Origin of the sequence: Bacillus sp. OTU2372 (assembly GCF_038440275.1) — a bacterium.
In the GTDB taxonomy this organism is placed as follows: Bacteria; Bacillota; Bacilli; order Bacillales; family Cytobacillaceae; genus Neobacillus; species Neobacillus bataviensis_B.
In genome coordinates, this window is record NZ_JASATK010000002.1 from 461284 (window position 1) to 483811 (window position 22528).

The 22528-nt window shown below is 39.0% G+C and carries 20 protein-coding genes; 7 read left to right on the forward strand and 13 right to left on the reverse strand.

All coding sequences use genetic code 11. The annotated features are described in order from the left end of the window. Positions 1-83 precede the first annotated feature (83 nt). Positions 84-797, reverse strand: coding sequence for a LytR/AlgR family response regulator transcription factor (locus AAHB15_RS07155; protein WP_342042067.1), 714 nt, complete (start codon positions 795-797; stop codon positions 84-86). A gap of 256 nt (positions 798-1053) precedes the next feature. Between AAHB15_RS07155 and AAHB15_RS07160 the strand changes: the two genes are divergently transcribed. Beyond that, on the forward strand, positions 1054-3627 hold the full coding sequence (locus tag AAHB15_RS07160) for a substrate-binding domain-containing protein (protein ID WP_342042068.1): 2574 nt from the start codon (positions 1054-1056) through the stop codon (positions 3625-3627). Between the two features lie 596 nt (positions 3628-4223). On the opposite strand, the gene AAHB15_RS07165 is transcribed toward AAHB15_RS07160, so the two are convergent. Next, positions 4224-4547 carry a winged helix-turn-helix transcriptional regulator gene (locus AAHB15_RS07165; protein ID WP_144563669.1) on the reverse strand — a complete coding sequence of 108 codons (324 nt, stop codon included), beginning with the start codon at positions 4545-4547 and terminating at the stop codon, positions 4224-4226. A gap of 243 nt (positions 4548-4790) precedes the next feature. Between AAHB15_RS07165 and AAHB15_RS07170 the strand changes: the two genes are divergently transcribed. The 5 genes from AAHB15_RS07170 (at position 4791) to AAHB15_RS07190 (ending at position 9750) form a co-directional block, all read left to right on the forward strand. Continuing rightward, on the forward strand, positions 4791-5900 hold the full coding sequence (locus AAHB15_RS07170) for an FAD-dependent monooxygenase (protein WP_342042069.1): 1110 nt from the start codon (positions 4791-4793) through the stop codon (positions 5898-5900). Positions 5901-5934: 34 nt separating this feature from the next. Then, positions 5935-6666, forward strand: a complete 732-nt coding sequence (locus tag AAHB15_RS07175; protein ID WP_144563673.1) for a GTP cyclohydrolase II — start codon at positions 5935-5937, stop codon at positions 6664-6666. Between the two features lie 63 nt (positions 6667-6729). Further along, entirely contained in the window at positions 6730-7815 is a 1086-nt protein-coding gene (ribD, locus tag AAHB15_RS07180) for a bifunctional diaminohydroxyphosphoribosylaminopyrimidine deaminase/5-amino-6-(5-phosphoribosylamino)uracil reductase RibD (RefSeq protein WP_342042070.1), read from the forward strand. 49 nt (positions 7816-7864) lie between these two features. Continuing rightward, entirely contained in the window at positions 7865-8437 is a 573-nt protein-coding gene (locus tag AAHB15_RS07185) for a 5' nucleotidase, NT5C type (protein WP_342042071.1), read from the forward strand. 107 nt (positions 8438-8544) lie between these two features. Then, positions 8545-9750: a CynX/NimT family MFS transporter gene (locus AAHB15_RS07190; RefSeq protein ID WP_342042072.1), complete on the forward strand. Its 1206-nt coding sequence runs from the start codon at positions 8545-8547 to the stop codon at positions 9748-9750. A gap of 685 nt (positions 9751-10435) precedes the next feature. On the opposite strand, the gene melA is transcribed toward AAHB15_RS07190, so the two are convergent. From melA to spxA, 10 genes are all read right to left on the reverse strand, one after another. Continuing rightward, positions 10436-11764, reverse strand: coding sequence for an alpha-glucosidase/alpha-galactosidase (gene melA, locus AAHB15_RS07195; protein ID WP_335574221.1), 1329 nt, complete (start codon positions 11762-11764; stop codon positions 10436-10438). 37 nt (positions 11765-11801) lie between these two features. Beyond that, positions 11802-14018 carry an alpha-galactosidase gene (locus AAHB15_RS07200; RefSeq protein ID WP_342042073.1) on the reverse strand — a complete coding sequence of 739 codons (2217 nt, stop codon included), beginning with the start codon at positions 14016-14018 and terminating at the stop codon, positions 11802-11804. A gap of 21 nt (positions 14019-14039) precedes the next feature. Further along, complete coding sequence (locus AAHB15_RS07205; protein ID WP_335574219.1) at positions 14040-14870, reverse strand: carbohydrate ABC transporter permease; 831 nt, start codon at positions 14868-14870, stop codon at positions 14040-14042. After that, positions 14870-15709 (reverse strand): carbohydrate ABC transporter permease, encoded by an 840-nt coding sequence (locus AAHB15_RS07210; RefSeq protein ID WP_446715849.1) that lies wholly within the window; start codon positions 15707-15709, stop codon positions 14870-14872. Before AAHB15_RS07210 ends, AAHB15_RS07205 begins: the two co-directional genes overlap by 1 nt. 182 nt (positions 15710-15891) lie before the next feature. Further along, positions 15892-17157: an ABC transporter substrate-binding protein gene (locus tag AAHB15_RS07215; protein ID WP_342042075.1), complete on the reverse strand. Its 1266-nt coding sequence runs from the start codon at positions 17155-17157 to the stop codon at positions 15892-15894. Between the two features lie 348 nt (positions 17158-17505). Beyond that, the gene (locus AAHB15_RS07220; RefSeq protein ID WP_335574216.1) at positions 17506-18534 is read right to left on the reverse strand and encodes a LacI family DNA-binding transcriptional regulator; all 1029 of its coding nucleotides are present in this window, start codon (positions 18532-18534) and stop codon (positions 17506-17508) included. A 464-nt stretch (positions 18535-18998) separates the two neighbouring features. Next, a complete protein-coding gene (locus AAHB15_RS07225; protein ID WP_335574215.1) occupies positions 18999-19310 on the reverse strand; it encodes an IDEAL domain-containing protein in 312 nt (103 codons plus the stop codon). A 115-nt stretch (positions 19311-19425) separates the two neighbouring features. Continuing rightward, positions 19426-19839 (reverse strand): RrF2 family transcriptional regulator, encoded by a 414-nt coding sequence (locus AAHB15_RS07230; RefSeq protein ID WP_342042076.1) that lies wholly within the window; start codon positions 19837-19839, stop codon positions 19426-19428. A gap of 167 nt (positions 19840-20006) precedes the next feature. Further along, a complete protein-coding gene (locus AAHB15_RS07235) occupies positions 20007-20141 on the reverse strand; it encodes a BA3454 family stress response protein (protein ID WP_098527095.1) in 135 nt (44 codons plus the stop codon). 29 nt (positions 20142-20170) lie between these two features. Beyond that, positions 20171-20566 carry a transcriptional regulator SpxA gene (spxA, locus tag AAHB15_RS07240; protein WP_098996718.1) on the reverse strand — a complete coding sequence of 132 codons (396 nt, stop codon included), beginning with the start codon at positions 20564-20566 and terminating at the stop codon, positions 20171-20173. 451 nt (positions 20567-21017) lie between these two features. On the opposite strand from spxA, the gene AAHB15_RS07245 reads away from it, so the two are divergent. After that, a complete protein-coding gene (locus AAHB15_RS07245) occupies positions 21018-21575 on the forward strand; it encodes a hypothetical protein (RefSeq protein WP_342042077.1) in 558 nt (185 codons plus the stop codon). A 224-nt stretch (positions 21576-21799) separates the two neighbouring features. Here AAHB15_RS07245 and AAHB15_RS07250 read toward each other — a convergent pair whose 3' ends face one another. After that, positions 21800-22297, reverse strand: a complete 498-nt coding sequence (locus tag AAHB15_RS07250; RefSeq protein WP_335574213.1) for a DUF6803 family protein — start codon at positions 22295-22297, stop codon at positions 21800-21802. Positions 22298-22528: the final 231 nt, after the last annotated feature.

Consider the following 22528-nt stretch of genomic DNA (forward strand, 5'->3'; position numbering starts at 1 on the left):
GGACACAATCATCATTCATTCGGACAATAAAATCATAAATTTTTAAAAAAAACAAAAAAATTGAGGTCCGGTAAACCCGGACCTCACAATGATTTATTTTTTTGTAATTCTGCTAACTTATTCTTGGAAACTTTTGCTGTCTCCTCATAATTTTTAAAATATGCTTTGTACGTTTGCCCTGCCGTTTCAATCCTCTTTAAATATTGCAAATTAATAATATAGGAACGATGGGAGGCTACAAAACGGGAATCAAGGAGTTCTTCAAGATTCGTTAACGCCTCATTTACCTCTATTTTTTGATCAATTGTATGGATGACGGCCTTTCGGTCCGCTCGTTCAATAAAAATAATGTCATCTAACGGTATAAAAGAAAACTGATTGGACTGTTTAACCATTAAATCCTTCTTAACGGTTGGGCGCTCTCTTTCGGCTGGAGTCTTAGCAAGTGCAGCTGCTCGTCCTAACGCTGCATAAAGACGGTCACGGTCAATAGGTTTGACAATGTAATCGATTGCATTTACACTAAAAGCTTCTAAGGCAAACTCATCATGCCCGGTGATAAAGATAACTTGCAATGACGGGACTACTTTTTTACAAGATTTCACCGCTTCCATCCCATTCAACAATGGCATATTAATATCAACCAAAATGATGTCTGGCTTTTCTATCATCACCTTGCAAATTAAATCCTCACCATTAACGGCTTCTCCAACCATTTCATAACTCTGCAAAGGTTTAATGAGATGCTTCAATAGTTTTCTGGATGGTGCATGGTCCTCTGCAATTAAAACTCTCAAAAGATCACCTCATATTAAAAGCTACTATTTAAGTGGAACATTAATATAAAAATTAATAGATAACATACTACTATTTGAAATCGCTGTCAAACTAACTACTCTCAGTATAAGGCAGTTTAAGCAGGATAGGAAGTATTTTATTATTAAATAGGTATGGCTGTTTTTTGCAGTTTTAAAGAAGAATTACTGTGGACTATACTAAAGCTATGGCTTCAGGAAAATGCATGATTATTCTTTCGGAAGGCAGGGTATAAAAATGGAAATCACCCCTAACGAAAATTTATATAAAGAAGTTTTACAAACCATGTCTGAATGCGTCATTATTCATAAAAAGTCGGGTAGAATGATTGCGCTTAATGAAAATGTTGAAAAAGTGCTGGGTGTTAAATCCGAATTATTAACGGAAGCAAATGTCCGCCAATTAGATTATGTAAAAGAAGACGGATCCTCCCTACCCTATTCGGAATTGCCTGGAATCATCACCCTCGAACAGGGGATTCCTTTCCATGATTATGTCTTGGGAGTAAGCGATCGAAATAATGGGACTAAATGGCTTTCCATTACTTCAAAACCACTTAAATTACATAAAGACGGGGAACAAGCCGCGCTTGTGACCATATCGGATATTACCGAACGAAAAAAGATGGAACAAACAATCATTCAGGCAAAAGAAGCGGCGGAAAAAGCAAACCTAACCAAATCGGATTTTCTTTCCAAAATGAGTCATGAACTCCGGACCCCTTTGAACGGAATCCTTGGTTTTGCCCAGCTATTAGAAATAGATGAAACCTTAAATGAGGAGCAGCAGGACTTTGTCCAAGAGATCTTAAGCGGAGGAAAGCATCTATTAAGCTTAATTAATGATATTTTAGATTTATCCAGAATCGATACAGGCCAATTAAAAGTTTCAATTGAAGAGGTAGATCTGCTGACCATTATCAATGAATGTATCCATATCGTGCAGCCGCTTGTCATGAAAAAAAGAATTACAATTCATAATCAAATGGACCATTCGCAAACCGTAACCGTTCTTGCCGATCCGATTCGCCTAAAACAAATCCTACTTAATCTTCTCGATAATGCCATCAAATATAACCGGGAAGACGGCAAAGTCATGATTTTCTCTTATATGAAACAAAACGAGGCAGTTATTCATATCGCCGATACAGGAGTCGGGCTTTCAGTTGAAGAATATCAGAAAGTGTTTGTCCCATTTTATCGGATTAAAGGGACACAAGAGGAAGGTACGGGCATTGGATTGTCTTTGGTCAAGCAGCTTGTCCAGGTGATGGGCGGAAAAATCAGTGTGACAAGCAAAAAAGGAATAGGCAGTGATTTTTGCTTTCGACTCCCTCTTCCCTATGAATTAAAGGCCGCGATGCAATGGGGTGAAGAAGTGATCGATCTTCCAGCTAAGAATGGCAAGACTGATCACTACTGTTTGCTATATGTGGAAGATAATCAATCTAATTTAAATTTGGTCATGAGCATCCTGAAATCGGAACCCTCCTATACAATCTTAACGGCACGTTCCGGAAAAGAAGGATTAGAACTGGCTAAGACTGAAAAAGTCGATTTAATTCTGCTGGATCTTAACCTCCCGGATATCCATGGTTTCGAATTATTTGACCGTTTAAAAAAGGATGAAAATACGAAAGATATCGCGATTATTGCGGTAAGTGCCAATGCTATGCCCCATGACATCCAGCATACATTAAACAAAGGGTTTGATAATTATGTGATAAAACCCATTAATGTGAAGGGATTCTTAACAACGGTAAACGAGACTCTAACGAGTACGATCAATCAAAATATTCCCGAGCGTAAAATTTTAAGTACAGGTCCATACGGTGAGGAAGCTGTTTCTGCTAAAACACTACAGTTATCGGTAAAGGATCTAAAGCAACTGAAGGATAAAAAATATAAGGCTGCCATTTCCATGCACTATACAGATAATGATTGGTCCAGGTCTCAAGTGGAAGGGCTAAAAGCTACTTTTAAGAAAATAGGTATTGAGGTAGTTGCGGTGACAGATGCACATTTTAAATGGGAGAAGCAAGTGGAAGATATTGAAAACATCTTAGAATTAAAGCCAGATATTATAGTAGGGATTCCTGTTGATCCGGAAAAAACGTCAAACACCTTCCAAGTTGCGTCGAGAACTGGGGTTCATCTGGTCTTTATAGACAATGTACCAAAGGGATTACTACCTACAAGGGATTATGTAAGCATTGTATCTGCTGACAATTATGGAAACGGTAGTGAGGCAGCACATATTATGGCCGAGAAATTATCTTACAAAGGCAAGATTGGGGTTATTTATCATGCTGCCGACTTCTTCGCCACAAAACAAAGGACAGAATCATTTGAAAATATGATAATGAAACATTATCCAAACATCAAAATTGTGGACCGTAGAGGGATTGTAGGTCCATATGAAGGAGAAATTGCAGCAACTAGTATGTTAACGAAAAATAAAGATTTGGCCGGAATCTTTGTTGTATGGAGTGATCCTGCCGAAGGAGTCATAGCTGCAGCACGTAAGGCAGGCGCTGATCATCTAGTTATCACAACGATTGATATGGGGGTTAATGTTGTATTAGAAATGGTTAAAGATGGACTTATTAAGGGATTGGGTGCCCAGCTGCCCTATCAACAAGGAGTAGCGGAAGCCATCTTGGCAGGTTATGCACTGATTGGAAAACAGGCTCCAGCTTATGTAGCTGTTCCCCCTTTAAGAGTAACAAAAGAGAATGTTCTTGATGCTTGGAAGTTAGTTTATAACGAGGAAGCTCCGGATATTATTAAAAGGTTTATAACTAATGAATGAAATATATAAATAAAACAGGAGAAAAAACCAACCTTTCGAGGGTTGGTTTTTTCTTAAAGTTCGACCGGCATGGGTGCAGTCTCTAGGGTGAAAGTCCCGAGCCATGTAGGCAGTAGTAATGGTTAGCTTAACGCAAGGGTGTCCGTGGTAATGCGGAATCTGAACGAGGCGAGCGGCAACCCTCCGGTCTGAGGAACACGAACTATAAGGCTAGGTATCATTGGATGAGTTTGCTTTACAAAACAAAGTCCTTACTGCCGAAGGTGGTACAGAGTAAATGAAGCAGATCTAAAAAGCTCAGAGTCTCCTCCCTTCAAGTATTGGTTAGATTAAGTGCTAACATTTTACACATCCCTACTAATTAATATATTTGTTAATTAATATGGATTATCATTAATTATAGTAGATTATAATCGAGATTGGTATGATAATCTCTGAAAATTATTTAAACACTGCGTCTGTTTCACAGCCCATCTTACACGCCTGTTTAATTATTTAGGTTTTATTCTAGCAATCGTAATCTTCCACTAGACTAATCAAATATGAATATAAAAAAAACGGATGGCTTCTCCGCCATCCGAATGCTACTTTTTGTTTTATTGTTCCGATTCCATTTGCAGCCAGGCTTGTGACCATTTCTCAATTTCTCTAATGATGGGCTCTAAGGCTAGTCCTTTATCGGTTAGGGAATATTCAATACGTACCGGTGTCTCGGGGAACACCTCGCGTTTAACAATTCCTTGATTCTCCAATTCCTTTAGACGCTCCGAAAGAACCCTTCCACTAATTCCCATAGAAGATTCTAGTGTGCAAAAGCGTTTCGACCCTGTTAGCAGCTGGTAAATCACAAGACCTGTCCAGCGCTGGCTCATCATCACCATGGCTTTTTCGAATCGAGGACAAATTTCAGGTTGATTCATGGTTTCCCCTCCTATTCATATTTATCATATTACAAATCATAACAAAATTACAATACAATATAAAATTATTTGACACAACCTCATTTCAAAAATATAATAAGTTACATAAAGTAAGTGAGTTATTAGGTCGTATGATATAATAACATCAGCAGCATCATTATAATCATAATTAATTGTTCGTTACCAATAAATTTTTATTAAATTAATCCTATATATTGAGACTAAATAAGGTGGTCCTTAAACATGAAACTTGAAGCAGATGTTTGCATTGTCGGTGGTGGTCCAGGCGGCGCATTATTAGGATATTTGCTTGCGAAAAAAGGTATACCAACCATCGTTCTCGAACGTCACACAGGGATCGACAAAGAATTTCGTGGCGAACATCTCAATCAGGACGGAGAACGGGTTTTAAAAAAATATAATCTGTATAATAAAGTACAAGACGCTGGGCTCCTTTTAATGGAACGCATTGAATACTGGCAGCATGGACACGTAATAAAAACTGTTACACCGGCAGCTGGCGAAGAGCACGTCGGTATCCATGTCCCGCAGAAGAATCTATTAAGTGTATTAATTCGTGAATCAAAAACCTATCAGAATTACAAGCTTTTAATGGGGACAAAAGTGACTGAATTAAGCTTTAATAATAATGGGGATGTAACAGGTCTTAAAGCAACAAAGGGAGACCGAGAAGTAACCATTAAAAGTAAAATCGTAGTTGGAGCCGATGGCCGTTTTTCAACAGTTAGAAGACTAGCGGAAATCCCCTTTTCAACCATTAAACATGGGTACGACTTGCTTTGGGCGAAAATCCCAAGCCCAGAAGGATGGGAACCGACCATTAAAAATGCACTTATCGGCGGCAAGCAGCTAGCACTGTTTACCCAGCAGGGCGGATTTATTCAGATTGGCTGGAATATTGAAGAGGATTCGTACCCAGTATTGAAAAAGCAATCATTTGTACCATTTGTTGAGCAAGTGATTGAGGCTTTTCCAGAGCTGACAGAAACTGTTCATCAGCACATTCAATCATGGAACGATTTTATCTTATTAAAAGTTCAAAGCAGTCAATCACCTGTATGGGCGAAGGACGGGGTTGTTATTATGGGGGATGCCGCTCATACGATGAGTCCTACAGGTGCCTTTGGGATTAATTGCGCTCTATTAGACGCAGATGCGCTAGCTGATATTATCGAGGAAGCACTCGACAAAAATGATCGGAGTGCCGCACAATTAAGAAAATTAGAAGACGCTAGGCGGGCTGATGCAGAGAAATTACAGATGCAGCAATTGATAAAAGAACAAACCTATCAAGATAATTTTAAAATTCCTGCACTGCCAACAGGCGTTTAGAAACCAATAAAAACATGGGATTGGGGAAATGATTATGGAACAAGTTCAATTAAAGGCGGATGTCCTTTCATTATTAGAGGATAAAATAAAATTGATAAACAAAGGCACTGAGGCCATCTATCTTGTCGGTCCAATTAAGCTGCCAGTTAATTTATATGGGGAAACGATTGAGTTTAAATGGTACAGCTGGTTAAAGACCGAGCATGTTACAGAAGATTTCCAACAAGTCATCCAGCACTTATCTTCTGCTAAATTAGCGGAATTTCAACAATCAAGTGTCCTTGTTTACGGCGATTTTGAATACGGAGATGATGCCCTGATTCGGATGCACTCCATCTGTCACACTGGCGATATCTTTGGCAGCAAGCGCTGTGATTGCGGCTTCCAGCTTAGACAATCCATGAAAATGATTGTCGAGCATGGTACGGGTGCCTTATTCTACCTCGCTAATCACGAAGGCAGAGGAATTGGTTTATTTAGCAAGGCGATGGCCTATATTCTTCAAGAAAATGGATATGATACAGTTGAGGCGAATGAAGGGTTAGGTTTTGCTGATGATACTAGAAACTATGATGACGCAATTGAGGTATTAAAGGCACTACGATCAAAGCCAGTTACACTGATTACCAACAATCCGAAAAAACTGAAAGCCTTGAAAAATGCCGGTGCCCCACTTTCAGGCAGAACGCCATTATGGGGCGATGTTTCTGAGTACAACGAGAAATACTTAAAGACAAAGGTTAATAAATCGGGACATTTAGAGTAGCTTGGATAGGTTTGAGAAACAGGATGGTACGAACCATCCTAATGGCAGGAGGATATAGGTTTTATGAATGATGAATTTTATATGCAATTGGCATTAAAAAACGCCCAAGCCATGAAAGGTCAAACCGACCCGAATCCGCTAGTTGGCGCAGTGATTGTTAATGACAACCGAATTCTAGGAGTTGGGGCTCATATGAAAGCCGGCGAACCGCATGCCGAAATCCATGCTCTTCGAATGGCAGGGGGTCACGCCACGGGAGCGACCATCTATGTAACACTTGAGCCTTGTTCCCACCATGGCAGAACAGGCCCTTGTGCGGTCGCACTTGTCGAGGCCGGAGTTAAAAAAGTCGTCATCGCGACGTTAGATCCGAATCCTGTTGTCGCAGGAAACGGTGTAAAAATCCTTAAAGATGCCGGAATTGAAGTCGTGATTGGGGTTTGTGAGGATGAATCCCGCCAAATGAATGAAGTATTTAATAAATTCATCGTCGAGAAGAAACCATTTGTCACCTTAAAAGCAGCCACAACTCTCGATGGCAAAACCGCTACCCGTACAGCTAGCAGCAAGTGGATTACCGCTCCTGATGCACGCCGCGATGTACATCAGTTAAGAAGTGAAAATATGGCGATCCTTGTCGGGGTCAATACAGTGGTTGAAGACAATCCTGAATTAACCTCAAGAATTCCAAATGGACGGAACCCGATTCGGGTCATTTTGGATTCAAAGCTCAGAATTCCTTTGGACGCTAAGGTGGTAACCGATCAGCAGGCAGAGACTTGGGTTTTTACTAGTGAAAATTACGACAAAGAGAGACGAAAACAGTTAGAAGAACAAGGCATCTCCGTCTTTGTAACCAGCGGCTCAAGCCAAGTTGATCCTGCAGATGTGATGAAGACCCTCGGGGAAAAGCTTGTGTCCTCCGTGTTAATTGAAGCTGGTGGAACCATTAATGCTGCTCTTTTTGAAAAACAGTTAATTGATAAAGTTGTCCTTTACGTGGCTCCTAAGCTAGTCGGGGGACAGTCCGCCCCTACCTTCTTAGAAGGAACAGGTATTGCGGAGATGGGCAATGCTGTTGAGTTAGCCAATCTAAACGTTTCGCCAATTGGGCGAGACTTTAAATTTACAGGATATCCGATATATTAAAAAAGGACGGTGCTTGTCACCATCCTTTTTTTCTGAAAGAGGGGTTTACATGAGATTTGGTTTCGATATTGATGATACACTGATTAATTTAAGAGAACATGCTTTCCACATTTATAATAAAAAGTTAGGCCAGGAAATCGGACTCGAGGTTTTCAATGCGTTAAAAAAGGTCGAGATTCATGAACCATTTGGGATGACAGCAGAAGAAGGCTCGCAGATGTGGAAAAATTCATTAGAAGAAGTCTACTACACCAATTGTCCAGCCTTTTCAGGAGCGGTGGAATTGCTTCAGGAGCTTGATAGGCAAGGTCATGAAATTTTTTATATAACCGCGCGTTTTAAGGAGCATGGCGAGCGGACAAAAAAATGGTTGCTAGAACACGGCTTCCCTGTTCATGATGAAAGGTTTTTCTGGGGAATGAAGGATCACGAAAAGGTTAACATTATTAAGAAATTACATTTGGATTTTTACTTTGATGATAAACCTGAAATTTTAAAGACACTATCTGAAGAAGCTGTAAAAGTCTATCTGAAGGATCAATCTTATAACCGGGACGTAAATATGCCAAGGATTGTAAATTGGCCGGAGTATCAAGCATTCATTAAGGAGTTAGAGAATTAAACCGTGATGTCTTTCCCGGTATCCACACCGTCAAAGAACCTTTAGCTCCATCACAAACCATTATGATATACTAGTATAGGTTTGTTTTTCTGAAAGGAGTCTATTTAGTGGAGTTACAACATGAATCAACGGCACGCACGAAATCGACATATATTTTTTTATTAATTACTGGAATAGTACTTGTGGCGTTTAATCTGCGTCCTGCCATTACATCGGTAGGTCCGTTAGTGGGAATGATCCAAGAAGATGTGGGACTTGCCCATTGGAGCGCAGGTTTGTTAATGAGCTTCCCATTACTTGTATTTGCGACGATGTCCCCCATTGTTCCGAGGATAGCAAATCGTATATCCAATGAGATGACGTTACTAGTTGGTCTGATTGCACTTGTTATTGGTATAGCAATTCGGTCCATCCCCATGACGTTCTTCCTTTTCACGGGGACTCTTTTAATTGGAGTGGGCATTGCCGTCGGAAATGTGCTGCTGCCCGCCGTGGTAAAAGATAAATTTCCCGAAAAGTTCGGTCTAATGACAAGTGTTTATTCTACTTCAATGGGATTGGTTGCATCATTAGCATCAGGATTGAGTGTTCCTCTCGCGAAAGATTTGGATCTTGGCTGGCAGGGAGCGCTTATCGTATGGGCTATACCGGCTGTAATAGCGATATTATTATGGATTTATCTGCTAAGGTATAATCAAGGTGCGGAGCATGCAGGAATCAAAAAGGCAGCATCAAGCTCTAAGGAAATGTGGCTCTCACCTCTTGCCTGGCAAATCGCTATATTTATGGGCTTTCAATCCTTTTTATTCTACGTAACGATTTCATGGTTACCTGAAATCTTACAGAGTCATGGGCTAAGTATTGGAACCGCTGGCTGGCTCCTATCCATTACTCAACTATCCGGGATTCCCGCAAGCTTCTTCATCCCTGTCATCGCAGGACGGTACCGTTCGCAGATATGGATCGCTTTCGTTTTAGGGCTGTTGTCTATTATCGGCTATGCTGGATTACTATTGGGTTCATCCTATCCCGTCTTAATCATAAGTATTATCTTTATTGGGGTTGCATTGGGCGGTAACTTCCCATTAGCACTAAGCTATATTGGTCTTCGCTCTCGTAACGCTCAGCGCGCTGTAGAGTTATCTGGTATGACTCAATCAACTGGTTATATTCTTGCCGCCATCGGCCCTTTGCTTATAGGCTACTTGTATGATATGACCCGTTTATGGACTATTCCACTTATTGCTCTAACGGTCGTTTCTGTCGTTCTTACAGTTTTTGGTATGATATCAGGACGGAATCGGTATGTATAATAAGCCAACAGTCTTCCTATGGTAAAACTTTAGGTTTTCATTTTCCAAATACTAATGAAGTATTTGGAATAAGAAAAAATTGACAAAGGCATCGCATTTTTGCGGTGCTTTTTGTATTGGTGATGAAGGTCCACCTATTATCTGAGTTAATCAATATAATCATTTTATTTAATTTAGATAGAGAACCCTTTCGGTGAAATAATCAGACTTATTGACGACTGTTATTCAAAAAATAAGGCCGCAGGGTCGACAATAACCCTTATTGACGACCGTAATGCAAAAATATTAGGCCGCAGGGTCGACAATAGCCCTTATTGACGACCGTAATGCAAAAATATTAGGCCGCAGGGTCGACAATAGCCCTTATTGACCACCTTAGTGCAAAAAAATAAGGCAGCACGGTCGACAATAGCCCTTCTTAACGACCGCAGTGTAAAAAAATGAGGCACTAGGGTAGACAATAACCATTTTTGTTTGAAATAGTTACCGGAGCCCGTTACTCTTACTCCGTGGCTTTTTTTTAATCAAACGTTTGATTAGTTTTTCTAACCCTTACCTACCAAGGGAGTTAAGGATATAATCAAGCGTTTGATTAGTTTTTTTCTTTCAAAAAAAAACCTTGCCAAAACAGCAAGGTTTCCATGTATTTCTTATCATCGATTTTAAAATTAAATCCTCTCAGCCTTTAAACAGTCAAGGCTGCATCTTCACCTTTTTTAAATTCTGGAAGCCATTCCCCGTGAGCCTCAATTAAATCATCGCAAAGCGAAACAATATCATCCAGCGATAATTCCGCTGCCGTATGTGGGTCTAACATGGCGGCTTGATAAATATATTCCCGCTTCCGTGTAATCGCCGCCTCAATGGTTAACAGCTGCGTATTAATATTCGTACGATTCAAGGCCGCAAGTTGCTCCGGAAGATCCCCTACATAGGTTGGAGTGATGCCGCTTCGGTCGGCAATACAGGGAACTTCCACACAGGCTTTTTCAGGTAGATTGCTAATTAATCTGCCTGTATTCAGAACATTGCCGCCGAATTTAAATGGAATGTTAGTCTCAATGGCTTCAATAATTCGGGAACCATATTCTTTAGAGCGGACATGATCTAATGCCTTATTGTTTACTAAATCCTCTCTCATCGTTTCCCAGCGCTGGATTTGTTCTTCACAGCGGCGTGGATATTCATCAAGCGGTATATTAAATCTTTCAATTAACTCCGGATATCTGGATTTAATAAAGTAAGGATGATACTCAGCATTATGTTCAGAGGATTCCGTTACATAGTAGCCAAACTTATCCATCAATTCGAACCGCACCATATCATGATGTTTCGTTTTTTGCTTTTCTCTTGCCCTTCTCTTAATCTCAGGGTAAAGGTCTTCCCCATTTCTTTTTACTTCCAACAGCCACGCCATATGGTTGATTCCGGCAATCTTTTCTTGAATCCCTTCAGGATCCATTTCAAGCGACTTAAATAAATCTTTTGTACACACTTGAACACTATGACACAATCCGACTGTTTTTATAGACGTAAAACGGTTCATCGCACCTGTTAAAACGGCCATCGGATTCGTATAGTTTAAGAAAAGAGCATCCGGGCATACCTCTTCCATGTCCTTTGCAAAATCAAGCATCACGGGGATCGTTCTAAGATTACGGAAAATACCGCCAATGCCGACCGTATCCGCTATCGTCTGGCGAAGCCCATATTTCTTAGGAATTTCAAAATCAATGACGGTACTTGGACGATAACCGCCGACTTGAATGGCATTAATGACGTATTTGGCTCCCCTTAAGGCATCCTTACGATTTAGATAAGCCTTAATCTCAATATTTTTATTTAAACTTTCCTTTAAATTTTGCAGCATATTCTCAGAATCTCTTAATCTTTGTTCGTCGATATCAAAAAGGGCGAACTCAAATCCTTCTAACGCAGGAACAAGCATGCAGTCCCCAAGAACATTTTTTGCAAATACCGTACTTCCCGCACCTAAAAATGTAATTTTTGACATATTATTTCCTCCCTATCTTCTGTAATTTACTATTTTATTAGGATAAGCTTGTCAGTATGAAAATCTGCGAAGTATAGTCCCCCCATTGCAGGGGCCCAGAAACAGCTTGATCCAGCTGAATACCAGCATTCATCAGTTCATCCCCATAAAAAGAGCCATGTAAACCTTTAATTTTATATTCTACATCATCACGAAGGCCTTTTAATAGGAGTCGTTCATAGCCTGCATTTGGTTTTCCGAGCACCTGATAACGCCCGGCGATGGCTTCCTTCTGATCCTCAGACACAACCATCCAGCTCGTCACATTGCCATCTTTTTCGAATGGACTAAGCAGGCGGTAAAAAGTGCCTGTCTGTAGCAGTTTGCGGTTTTCTTTGTAAAAGTTGATTTGCTCTCTTACTTTCATTTTTTCTTCCTCAGACATTTTCGTTACATCCAATTCATAGCCAAATGCACCAAAATAAGCAACATTCGCTCTTGTTTCAAGGCTTGTCACTCTGCCAACCTGGTGGTTTGGTACCGCAGATACATGGGCCCCCATCGAACTTAATGGATATACAAAAGATGTACCGTACTGAATTTTCAAGCGCTCAACAGCATCGGTATCGTCACTCGTCCACGCTTGTGGAGCATAATAAAGGAGTCCCGGGTCAAAGCGGCAGCCTCCGCTCGCACATGATTCAAAAAGAACATTAGGAAATTCAGTAGTCAGTCTTTCGTATAAATCATAAACACCTAAAATATAACGGTGCGCCACTTCCCGCTGCCGATCAGCAGGAAGCAATGAAGATCTGATTTCCGTCATATACCGGTTCATATCCCATTTCACATAGGAAATCGGAGCTTCACCCAAGACCTTTGCCATCATTCCATATATGTAATCCACGACATCCTTCCGGGAAAAGTCGAGAACATATTGATTTCTTCCGTGCGACTGCCGTCTATTTGGCACGTGAAGAATCCAGTCCGGATGATTGCTGTACAACTCACTAATTTTCGATACCATTTCGGGTTCAAACCACAAACCAAACTGTAGGCCTAATTCATTGATTTTTTCCGCAAGACCGGTGATACCATTTGGAATCTTTTGTTTATCAACAAACCAATCACCAAGGGAGGTGGTGTCATCATCACGCTTACCAAACCAGCCATCATCTAGCACAAACAATTCAACGCCTAATTCTTTGGAGGCTTCGGCCATTTCAAGAATTTTCTGTTCATTAAAATCAAAATACGTGCCTTCCCAGTTATTAATTAATACCGGTCTTTCCTGATCGCGCCATTTCCACCTGGCAAGTCTTGACCTGTACAATGAATGATATGTTTGACTCATTCCATTTAATCCACTATCTGAGTAAACCATGACGACTTCCGGCGTTTGAAAACTATCGCCGCTTTGAAGCAGCCAATTGAAATCAAATGGATGGATCCCCATTGTAATCCGTGAAACATCATAATAATCCAATTCTACCTGGGCAAGGAAATTACCGCTATAGACCAAACTAAAACCATACACTTCCCCTTGATGTTCATTGGTATCAGGACGCTTTAACGCTAGGAATGGATTTTGCTGGCTGCTGCTGGTTCCTCTTAAACTGGAGATACTTTGAATTCCAGACTCTAGCTTTCTCGTTTTTACATGGCGCTCCCTTGCCCATGCACCAGATAATTGAACCATCTCAAAATCAGCATCAAAGAAATCGACACTCGCACTCATCGCTCTTGTAAGATTTATGTTTGCCTTCCCGTGGTTCACAAATTTCACACTGCGGGTGATGGCACTGAACTGTTCAAAAATGCTATAGTACAAAATTAATTCAACATCAATCAGATCATCATACAAGATGATTTCTAATGTTGATGCTTCATTTTCCTGCTCTACATAGGTGGATGGAAGTCCTTCGAGCTTTGGTTTACCGGAGTATATTTTATGACCCTTATAGACAAAGTTGGTCACCCTGCTGCCATTTTCCTGCATAACCTGAAAAGCAGGTTCACGAAAATCAGTCGTTCCATAAGATGGATATTCCTGTTTTGAGGTATCTAACGAAAAGGACAAATCCCCTTCGAACACACAAGCAACATTCGCCTTTGCCTCACTTGTATAAAGGTGAGAAAAGGAGTCTCTGTGCCGAAGCTTTTTCCCGAAATATAAATGTCCTAATTGGTTGTTTTTTAAAATATTGAAGATATAACTAATTTTTTCAGACTGAAGGTGAAATTCCTTTGAGTCTTCATTGTAGTAAATGGGCATTTGTGTTATTCCTCCAAACTATTAACCTTTCACTGAACCGGCAGATAAACCTTGAATAAAGTGTTTTTGTAAGAATAAGAAGAGAACGGCCATTGGCAGTACAGCTAAAATTGCGGCTGCTGCTACCAGGTTCAGGTTGTTTGTATTCGATCCAAAGAATCCTGACAGAGCTACTGTTATGGTTTTCACTTCATCCGCCTGCAGGAAGAAAATCGCAAATTGATAGTCATTCCAAATATATACGCAGGAAATAATTAAAATAGAGGCTGTTACTGGTTTTAACAATGGAAACACCACTTTAAAGAAGGTTCCGATTGTACTGGCTCCATCTATTTTAGCCGCTTCTTCCAATTCTTTTGGAATGGTAGAACGGATAAAGCCTGCATATAAGAAAATCGTTAAGGGCATAAAAGAAGCGACGTTATTCAAAATGGCGATAAGATGGGTATTCATCAGCCCCATGTCCACGACCAAATTATATAAAGGAACTAAAGCGGTTAATGGCGGGATGACCATCACAGAGATAAAAACCATATACATATATTTATTAAGCTTCGTTTGCCGTCTGGCAAGCGGGTAAGCAGCTAAAGATCCAAATACAATCAGCAAGAGCGCGGAAAAAAAGGTAATAATGACTGTATTGATAAACGCATTCCCTAAGTTTGCCATTTCCCATGCTTCGGAAAAGTTGGCGAATGACCATTGTTTAGGAAAAGCCCACTTGGAGCTGAAATCCCCTCTTGCTTTAAACGCGGTTGTAATTAGTATATAAAAGGGGATTAAGTGAAATAAGGTAATGGCAAGAGCAATCAGTGTTAAAACAGTCTTATTTCGTTTATTCAGGTAATTCATTATGCCTCGACCTCCTTGCGTTTAAAGAAAATCAATGTGGCCAAGCTGATGATGAGGATGATGACTGCCATTAAAACACCCTCCGTTGCTGCATAACCTGCATCCTGTCTATTAAAATATAAGTCATACATAAAGGTAGACATGGATTGCGAGGCATTCCCAGGTCCGCCGCCAGTTAGCGAAATAATCACATCAAATAATTTCAACCCTCCAATAATATTTAAAACCATATTGATCGTGATTGAAGGCATTAATAATGGTAATGTAATATTTTTAAACTGCTGAAAGCTTGAAGCACCATCAATTTGAGCAGCTTCGTAATATTCCTTTGAAATACTTTGCAGGCCTGCTAAATAAATAATCATCGCTACCCCGACAAATTGATAAGTATTAACAAACACGATGATCCATTTATTCATATTCGGATCGGCTAACGCATTGATTTTATCTAGACCAATAAATTGCAATAGATCATTTAGGGCTCCTCCTTGATAAGCAAAGAAGAAATACCAGATATAACCCATAATTAAAGGACTAATGATGACCGGCAGGTATACAATCGTCCGTGTAATTGCCCGCGCTTTAATACTCTGGTTCAATAATAAAGCATAGAGCAACCCTAAAATATTTTGAAAAATTGTACTGCCAATACCGAAAATTAATGTATTCCCGACAACAAGCCAGGTATCAGGGTCTTTTAGTAACCTCGTATACTGGTTAAATCCCACATAATCATAGGTTTGAGAAAAACCATCCCAGTTGGTAAATGATATTTTTATTCCCATAAGGAATGGATAAACAATGAAAAAGCATATGACGGCAAGTGCCGGCAGATACATCCACCATAGGGATGATTCTTTCTGAACTTTTAGTTTAACTATTTTTTCTTTAGTCTTCGTGGGTGCAGCCTTTTGAGTTTCCACTTCAATCATCAGTATTCAGCTCCTATAAAAGATCTTTTACAGTTGGAGGATATAGAGGCAGCCTGCTTGTCTGCCCCTATATCTCATACCAAGTTCTTCTACTTTTTCTGATCCTTTAGACGCTTGAATTCCTCGCCGACTTTTTTCGATACTTCTTTCGGTGACATTTTACCGGATAATAATTCTTGTCCAGTTGCACCAAGAACATCCCACATACCGCTTGGTAAATAAATCCGGTCAAAATATGGCTGGACTTGAACATTTTTAAATGTTTCATAGTCCTCAGAGTAATAGTTTTTGGCATCTGTATTTGTCAAACCTGCCGGTAAGGATGTACCTTCTGCAATTTCTTTTACAATTTCCGGCTGTGAAATATACTCGAGAAACTTTTTGGCTTCTTTCTTGTGTTTTGAATCCTTCCATACTGCAAGTGTATGGCGTTCTCCGCCGATCCAAACCGGATCGTCGCCCTTATGAATGACAGGCATTGGGATAACCCCTAATTTCACTTCAGGATTTAACTCTTCTACAGATGGTCCTAACATCCCGCCGCCGATAATAAACCCAATTTTATTTTGAGCCATCAGTTCCGTCATTTGCTGATTTTGAGCGGTTAATACATCTTCGTTCAATAAGCCCTTATCCTTCATTTCCTTTAGTTTTTCAGGGAGGAAGGTGTAGTCGGACCAATTTATATTTCCTTCTAATAATTGTTTCTCGGAATCAGGATTCGACTTGGTAACGAATAATGGAGTTAAAAACTGGTCAAAGTATTGACCAAATGACGATTTATCCGAACCAGCGAACCATAATGGAGTGACTTCGCCTTTACTTTTCTTTTTAATCGTTTCAAGTGCAGTCATGAATTCATCAAAAGTGGTTGGTGGTTGAACTCCATACTTCTCTAGTAGTGATTTATTATATGTAATTCCGTCTTTCGCCTGATTTAATGGATACGCATATACTTTCCCTTTGTCATCTTTCAGGATGGGATCTAAGGCAGGATCAAGGTTTTTTACCCAATCCATATCGCTTAAGTCTTCCACATAATTTCCGTAACGCTTTTGGGCCCAGCCGTGGGTATCAAATAAATCCGGCATATCATTGGCAGCCATTTTTACACGCAGCATACCTTCATAACCATCAGCAGGATAATTATATTTAATATCTATCTTAGGATTTTCCTTCTCAAATTTTTGGATGACATTTGTGAGTGTTTTCTGGTCAGCTTCATTTGTTACGGTAGAATATAGTGATAATTTTACTTTGCCGCCTTCACTTGATGAAGAACTTTTACTAGAGCAGCCCGCAATGACGGTGGTAAGAGAAGCAGCAATAGCTAAAACTTTTAATACTTTCCTCATATAAATACCCCCTGGATTTCCAAAAGTAATGGATTGATTGCCGATTTGTTATCAAAAACTACTTTCAAAATAACAATAATTACTAGACAAGTTCACTTGAGCATAGGAAGGAGGCACTATATAATATAGATACTCCTTTTTCTGGAGGGAGTCTGGGGTTTATTCATCTGCGTAATATGTGATTGGCCGTCACAAATAACAATCTATAAAACTCTAAAGTAGATTACGGATGAATAAGCCTCTTCCTATCTTTCTTTCATTTGCTTCATAGAACCATTTTTCAGGATATTTCGATTGTTTTTCTATGGCATCACCCCCTTTAATAAGATATTTAAGCATGCAGACAGCCTATCTTACAGCACCGCAGCTTTGTCTAATGACCAATTCAGAAGGCAATATCACTTTTAATGGGAGTGTTCTTCCATTCAATCGATCCATTAATAGTTTTACTCCTGTTTGACCCATTTCTTTTGTATGGACTTTTATAGTAGTTAGCGGTGTACTTGTAAACTGAGCAATTTCGATATCATCAAAACTTACAATGGCGACATCATTTGGAACTGAAAGCTCAGCTTCCTGTAATGCTTTTAATGCACCAATAGCCATTGGATCACTCGCGATAAAGAATGCTTCCGGAAATTCCCCTAGTTTAAGCGCCTTCTTCATTAATTCGTAACCATGCGTCATTTGATACTCTCCGATAAATGTCCAACTTGGATTGTATATTCCTTCTCTCTTCATCAGCTTCTCAAAGGTTGTAAGACGTTCATCCTCAATCCTAACTTTCCCGCTATTTACATGTTCCTTTTCTTCTCCGCCAATGTACCCAATCCGTTTGTAACCCACGTTCAATAAATGCTTCACTGCTAATTCTGTTGACTTAACAAAATCAATTACCACTGAGTCATAAAGGGTATCATCTGGAGAATGGTTAATATACACAACGTTTTGAATACGATCACTAACTTTTTTTAAAGCTATTTCACTAATTCTGCCAATTACAATCAAACCATCAAAATCATGGATTAGTTGATTGGAGCCTGTTTCATGAAGCCGAAACATACTGCTTGATGTAATTCCTTGCTTTAATAATTCTTCCTCTACTCCCTGGCGAATCGACAAGAAGTAAGGGTCACTCATTTCTTCTTCTAGTGTTTGGCATAGTAATATCCCAACATGGGGTGTTTTTTTGGCAGCATCCAAATGTTTTTCGGCCTGTCGTTCGAGGATCGTCTTATAACCGAGTTCCTTTGCAGATTGTAATATCCGTTGTCGGGTCTCCTCTAAAACCGATATGGTCTGATCATTATTCAACACTCTTGAAACAGTTGTGGGAGATACATTTGTCATATTTGCTATATCTTTTATTGTCGCCATCTTAAACCTCTCCACTAATAAATTTACTTATCTTCCATAAAATATCACTAAATCATTTACCATGTTCTACTTTATAATATCAACTAATGAAAGGGTTTTCAATATTATTTTTAGAAAATTCAGTAAAAGTATTACCAGTCTTTTTAAGGGTGCTAATCTAAGTCAACTGTTGGCCTGTATCAAACTTTTACAACCTCTAAACTCCATTTAACTGTCCTAAAAGTTTTGGCAGAATAAAGAATGTGGATTTATTAGGGTAATAACGATAAATAAACCTACTAAATATATCACTAATTTTTTTAAGACAACAATAGAAATGAATAGGTTAGTTTATAGAAATAATCCCTACAGTCTGTAAGGTGTTACCCCGATTACCAACTTGCTTAGACCCATACAACAAAGAAAGGTCAACCAGCAATTTGGTTGACCTACGGATTTTTTTTCATTTATATTAAGGTTTCTATTTATAATTGATTCACCAGTTGATTCATTGACTTTAATTTCGATGACAACTCAAGAAACCACTCTTCATCCCCAGTTGATAAAGCCAAGTCGATTAGAAATTGAATTTGCGCCTTGTTTGACACGTTAGAAACAGGCAGTCTCTTCACACGTTCACTTAACATTGAAACCTTTTTTCCAATGATCTCATTATTGTCACTCGTAACAACAGTTACCTTAACGATTCCTGAAGTATCAAGTGATTCAATAAACCCCATGACTAATTCCCCATCCCGTAATGTTCCCTTAATCCAATCACCTGTTTGTAACAACATTCTTTTCACCCTCCTAAATATTTTAGTCTTTTTATGCCTGTTAGATTTAATCTGTAATTTTTTTTATTACAATTTATCTAAAAAGAAATCTGCGACCAAAAATCAGCTACAACGCTTATTCTTCTTGATTAACAAGGTCGATAATTTCTTTCAGTGTATAGTCCTTTAAATATTCACCCAAATGTTCTTCAGCACCTAAGAAGATAGAAAATAGGACTCTTTGCATATTCGCACCTACAATACACCGTTCATTTGAATCTGGACACTTCGGCTGCAGAGCACCTTCAGAGGTGATCTTATAAATATCCCAGAGATTAACTTCATTTAGTTCTATAGCAAACAAAAATCCGCCGCCAGGTCCCTCTTTTGATTTTATGAATCCATGTTTTTTTAACAAACTTAGCACTTTACGAATCCGCACAGGGTGTACACAGGCACTCGCTGAAATAGCATCACTTGTCGACATCCGGTCGGGCTGCAGCGCAAGAAAAGTTAAACTATGAATGGCTAGTGTAAAATCACTATTCATGGCCTGCCCTCCTAAGAAATAAAAACTGCAAATCACCTTATTATTTCATTTATTTTTTGCATCATTAATACTATTTAGTAACGTACTGTAATAATAAACGTTACAGATTAGCTTGTCAAATATCTAGATAATTAGTGCTAAACCATCTCCCTCAAGCAAGTATAAATTTAAACATTCCATTGTTTTTTAACTTGTTCTTCTGCTATCATTTTAATTTTTTCCCATGGCAATTCTTTTTTCACAAGGACATTTGTATGATAATTTCTTTCTTTATAATTAACTGTTACGAATACTTCAATCATTTCTTTTTTCCTCCTTCATTATTTATTCTTTAATTGGCCATTCTTTGTAATTCAGTACTCAAGAATGTGCGAAGCTTACGAGGCAGAAAGCTGCGGATTTCCTCGTCGTTATAGCCTACCTGTAATCTTTTTTCATCCATGATAATCGGCCGGCGCAACATTTTTGGGTTCTCCATGATTAATCTGTAAAAATCATTAAGCGGAAGAGATTCAATATTTATATTTAATTCCTGGAAGGCTTTCGAATTTGTTGAAATAATTTCGCTAGTTCCCTCTTCAGTCAAGCGAAGAATCGATTTAATCTCATCGACTGTAAGGGGATTAGATAATATGTTTCTTTCAATATAGTCAATATGATGTTCCTCAAGCCACGCTTTTGCTTTACGGCAAGAACCACAGCTTGGAGTCGAATAAAGAGTCACCATGCGTTAAACACTCCTTACATATAATTTGGTATACATGAGATATCAGTTAGGTAGGTACCCCAATATGAGTTGGATTAAACTTAGTGTTATTTTAAAACACCTAACTTTACAAAACCTTAAAATGTAATAAAAAAAATTACAGTTTAGTTACAGTAACACCTATCACCTAACTCATTTTCATCTCCTATACTGTAACTTTAATCTTTACAGTTAAAAATGTCAAATGGAAGGTATTGGTTTAATGTGAAATTTTTATTATCAATCTGAATACCGGAAATCTGTTCTAAGCAGCCCCTGCCCTTCTCAAGTCAGCACTTATAACTGAAAAATATTTCTTTACTTTTTATAAGCACCAATCTAAATTTTAAATAAGTAATACAATTTTCACCAGAGACAAAAAAGCTAAGACGGGAGATTAAAAATTAATATTTAAGATTAAGGGAGAGAAACAATGATGAATAAATCTATTGTAGGTTTAGGAAAATTCACCTCCATATTGGCAGGAATCCTTTTAATCGTTGCCCATGTATTGAACCTTGGTACAAGGGACTATGGCTCGGTTCCTGGAAGTCTACTAGTTTTCCTTGCACATCTCCTGCTTGTCTTTGTGTTTTTCAGTTTGTTCGCTTATCAAGGGGAAACAAATGGAGTCGTTGGATTCTTAGCCATGCTTCTCGGGAACATTGGCAATGTCATCGTCACAGCGATTGTCTATGTTGAAATGGTGGAGGCTTCCATGGAAAAAGCAAGTCCGGTCTTCACCACACCTGTAAACGAACCAATCCAAACGTTTGGACCGCTTTTGTTTGTAATAGGGATGATTCTTTTAGGTATTTCGATTATACGAGGAAAATTGATGCCAACCTATACAGGCTACCTGCTGCTCATTGGCACGATTGTGTTTGCGGCAGCCAGTGTGGCGGGTGATTACCAGGCGATCATCGAGGTCCTTGGGGCATTATTTACTGGGGCAGGATTTATTTTTGCAGGAATTAAACTCAAATCGTAGGTTCATATATTCAATCAGTAGTAGGCTTACTGGCAGTAAGCCTTTCTTATTCATTAGTATACTTACAAGCCTTAAGCTTTTTAACGAGGAACATCTTGATACTGCCTAGAAATGTCAACGCATATCGGAGGCTGCTCTTAGGCTCTTTCAGTGTAGTAGCATGAATCAAATGGGCAAAGAAACCAGGATAAACAAAAGGAGACTACAAACAGCCTCCTTTTAAATTACATATTCATCATATCATGGCCGGCTGAAGAACCTGATATTAGGGAAGGATCAATCATTCCGAAGATCATGGCAATGTGCGCTACAATTAAGAAGATACTAACAAAAACTGCATGGATTTTCAGCTTTTCTTCTTCTGTTTTGTGTCTAAAAATTAGCCCTAAATCAAGTAATGCCATTCCTAAGAATGGAACGATCCCGAGCAGATAAAAAGTTACAGCAACAACGTCAATCCATCCTTTCCATTCACCGTTTACTGTGAGCGGAATATAGGCCGTTTTCATTAAGTAAATGAAAATACCTGTAAAATAGATCCCCGCAAAAATACCGGTTACTTTATTTAATTTTTTCAACACACCGTCTAATTTCCTTGTGAATAAAATAGCAATTTCCGTAATCGCCAAAATCTCGGCACAAATAACTGGAACCGCCATAAAAATCAATAAATTCCAAGGCTGATTATCTGCTAGTAACCCCATATAATGCGTCATGTTCATGTTTACCTCTCCTTTATATTTCTAATACACTAAATATAATGAAAAAGTATGCAGAAACTTAGCAGAAAGGTTGAAGAAAATGTGTAAAATGTCGAATAACATCTATACATTCACAGTTTGGACAAAGCCTGTTTTATAAGCTTTGAAATAAAAAAAATTTTCGACTATCTGCTAACAAAAAAACCGTAACCCACAAGGATAACGGCTTTAACGATTACTTTAATTTTACGA